Source organism: Flavobacterium succinicans, assembly GCF_001662485.1.
GTDB classification, from domain to species: domain Bacteria; phylum Bacteroidota; class Bacteroidia; order Flavobacteriales; family Flavobacteriaceae; genus Flavobacterium; species Flavobacterium succinicans_A.
Genome location: NZ_JMTM01000037.1, coordinates 1 through 3,500 on the forward strand (window position 1 = coordinate 1; position 3,500 = coordinate 3,500).

At 37.5% G+C, this 3,500-nt stretch carries 3 protein-coding genes and 1 pseudogene; 3 read left to right on the forward strand and 1 reads right to left on the reverse strand.

Annotation, left to right across the window (positions count from 1 at the left end; genetic code table 11):
* The first annotated feature begins 196 nt into the window (after positions 1–196).
* The 3 genes from FLB_RS07240 to FLB_RS07250 all read left to right on the forward strand — a co-directional run bounded on the left by FLB_RS07240 (position 197) and on the right by FLB_RS07250 (position 3,168).
* The gene (locus FLB_RS07240; RefSeq protein ID WP_064715302.1) at positions 197–691 is read left to right on the forward strand and encodes a TlpA family protein disulfide reductase; all 495 of its coding nucleotides are present in this window, start codon (positions 197–199) and stop codon (positions 689–691) included.
* 27 nt (positions 692–718) lie between these two features.
* Positions 719–1,471: a triose-phosphate isomerase gene (gene tpiA / locus FLB_RS07245; RefSeq protein WP_064715303.1), complete on the forward strand. Its 753-nt coding sequence runs from the start codon at positions 719–721 to the stop codon at positions 1,469–1,471.
* A 260-nt stretch (positions 1,472–1,731) separates the two neighbouring features.
* Complete coding sequence (locus FLB_RS07250; protein ID WP_064715304.1) at positions 1,732–3,168, forward strand: amidohydrolase; 1,437 nt, start codon at positions 1,732–1,734, stop codon at positions 3,166–3,168.
* Positions 3,169–3,369: 201 nt separating this feature from the next.
* Here the strand turns inward: FLB_RS07250 and FLB_RS14485 are convergent.
* Positions 3,370–3,500: pseudogene (locus FLB_RS14485) on the reverse strand (type IX secretion system membrane protein PorP/SprF); the annotation flags it as partial.

Sequence of the window (3,500 nt, forward strand, 5' to 3'; positions counted from 1 at the left end):
ATTCAAATCAATTAACATAACTCCAGCTAAAGCTAGAGCCAATTGAAAGCAAGACAAGCTGAGTAGTTACATTTTTTTATTAACGATAACGTTATTGTTGTATTTTTTTAACAAAAACACTACTAAACTAGCAATCCAAGCGGTGCTTAGATGAAATAGATTCTTTAAATTTGTAAGCAATGAAAAAACCAACATTATGAAAAAAATAATCGCTCTTTTTATTGCTTTCGCTAGTTTTTCATGCACTCAAGCACAAAAAACAGCCTTTTCGCCAGTAGCTTTGAATGAAAAACTATTAGCAACCAATGACAGTCAAATTGCTTTTAAAGATGTTTTAAAAAAACATAAAGGCAAAACAGTAGTAATTGAGGTTTGGGCTTCTTGGTGTGGCGATTGTGTAAAAGCAATGCCCAAGGTAAAAGAAGTACAAGCCAATCATCCCAATGTAGATTATGTATTTATCTCCATGGATAAAACTGCCGATAAATGGAAAGCAGGTATTGAGAAACACGAAATCAAAGGCGATCATTATATGGCCAATGACCAAATGAAAGGTGTTTTTGGAAAAGCCATCGACTTGGATTGGATTCCGCGCTACATCATCATTGATAAAAAAGGAAAAATCGTGCGTTACCGAGCAATAGAAACCGATTTTGCTGCGATTGATGAAACACTAAAAAGTTTAAAATAAAATAATACAACCTATAAATACACAAAAATGAGAAAGAAGATAGTGGCAGGAAACTGGAAAATGCATAAAAATGCAGCACAAACTCAAGAATTATTGACCGATTTATTAGCAAAAATACCTACCCAAACAACGGCAGAAGTAATAGTAGCACCAACTTTTGTAAACTTAGCTGCAGCTGTTACCAAATTAGAAGGAAGCGCAGTTGCCGTAGCAGCACAAAACCTTCACCAAGCCGAAAGCGGTGCTTTTACAGGTGAAATTTCTGCTGATATGATTAAAAGCGTAGGCGTAAACCACGTCATCTTAGGACATTCTGAGCGTAGAGCCATTTTTCATGAATCGGATGCTTTGATTGCTTCTAAAGTAAATACCGCATTAGAACATGACATGACCGTAATTTTCTGTTTCGGTGAAGAGTTGAAAGACCGTCAATCTGGAAATCATTTCAATATTGTTGAAAACCAATTAAAAGACGGTTTATTCCACATTACTGCTTCGGATTGGGAAAAAGTAGTTTTGGCTTACGAGCCCGTATGGGCTATCGGAACGGGAGAAACTGCTTCACCAGAGCAAGCACAAGAAATGCACGAATTCATCAGAGAAACCGTTCGCGAAGCCTTTGGAAGCGCTATCGCCGAAGACCTTACCATCTTATACGGTGGAAGTGTAAAACCAGACAACGCTAAAGAAATTTTCTCTAAACCAGATGTAGACGGAGGTCTAATTGGTGGAGCTGCCTTGAACGCTACGGATTTTGTAGCCATCATTACTGCTATATAATCAAATTCATAGATTAGTAAAAACTACAAGGTTCAATCTAATTCTATTCCTACAACCTGACTCACACTCGAGTCAGGTTTTTTTTATGCTTTAGCAAAAGAAAAGGTAAGCTACTGAACGAATAGGAAAGTGAATTTTTCCAAAAAAAAGAATATATTTGAAAGAATAAACAATACTACAGCTATACTTTGTTAAGAAATAAATAACCCTTTGGGTGAAATTCAAAAAAAAAACAAAAAAACTAACTTTTACTTTTGAATATGAAAAAAACAATTTGGGCTATTCTTGCCACTACCCTATTCGTACAAACCAATTGGTCTCAAAAAGCTATCGAAATCCTAAAGAAAGAAGCGAACACGAGCATTGAAAAAGAAAGGGCTACTTACAAGAAAACAGCTTTGAATATCTGGGATTATGCCGAATTAGGATACAAAGAAACGAATAGTTCTAACTTGCTCGCTCAACAACTAAAAGACAATGATTTCATCGTTACTACTAATGTAGCAGGCATTCCTACGGCTTTTGTGGCTACGTATGGTTCGGGTTATCCCGTGATTGGAATATTAGCAGAGTACGATGCCCTTCCTGGATTATCACAAGATACCTCACCTACCAAAACATTGATTCCGAATAAAAATAATGGCCATGGATGTGGACATCATTTATTCGGAACTGGATCAGTTGCTGCTGGTATTGCTATTAAAAATCTAATGAAAGAAGGCAAGTTAAAAGGAACCATTAAAGTCTTTGGCTGTCCTGCAGAAGAAGGCGGAAGCGGAAAAGTATACATGGTGAGAGAAGGACTTTTCAATAATGTAGATGTTGTTTTGCATTGGCATCCTTCGGATAATAATTCGGTAACCTACACTAGTGCTTTGGCTAACAAATCGGCCAAGTTTCGATTTTATGGAATTTCATCGCATGCCGCTGCTTCTCCAGAACAAGGACGTTCCGCATTGGATGCAGTCGAAGCTATGGATTACATGGTCAATATGATGCGGGAACATATTCCGCAAGAAACAAGAATTCATTATGTTATAACCAATGGAGGGAAAGCCCCAAACGTAGTTCCTGAATTTGCCGAAGTATATTATTATGTGAGAAATCCAGAGAAAACTATTGCTGTTAATGTTTTTGATCGTGTGGCCAAAGCAGCTGAAGGTGCAGCTATGGGAACTGGAACCCGTACCGAATATGAAATCATCGGAGGGACTCACGATTTGCTTATCAATAAAACATTGGCCGATGCAATGCAAAGCAATTTAGAAAAAGTTGGTGGCGTACAGTATACAGCAGAAGAAATGGCTTTTGCAACTAAAATTCAAAGCAGTTTTATTGACAAAAAACCGCCTATCGCGAACGCTTCCAAAGTTAATCCGATGCATATCGAGAAAAATTTAGGTTCAACCGATGTAGGCGATGTAAGTTACACTGTTCCGACTGTTGGCATCGAAACCGCGACTTGGATTCCAGGAACCGGAGCACACAGTTGGCAAGCCGTAGCTTGTGGCGGAACCGATATAGGTATCAAAGGGATGCTTGTAGCTGCCAAAACGCTTTCGTATATGGCCATCGACTTGTTTACGAATCCAACTTTAGTCCAAAAAGTCAAAGAAGAATTCAAATCTAGCAAAGGCGACTATCAGTACAAACCTTTACTTGGTGACCGCAAGCCTGCCTTGAATTATAGAGATTAATCTAATTCTTTTCTAAATATTTTTTTTGCATGTAAACTTTGACTATTCCATTGATAAAAAGACTAATTCTGCTATTGACAGATCTGCATGTTATTCAAAAGGTCTATTCAGTAATAGCAAGTCAGCTTTAAACAATTAAACCAAATAAAAAAGCCCTTTCCAAAAAGCGAAAAGGGCTCAATCGCAAGTTTATAAATTTAATTATTCATGAGCGGGATTTTGGGTACACGGACAATTGCTAATGCCTTGTAAAAAGTCAAATCCTAAAGTAACCATATGGGTTCCTGAGTTGTATCCAGAAAATTCATTTAAGGTAAGTTGGTAGGAATACA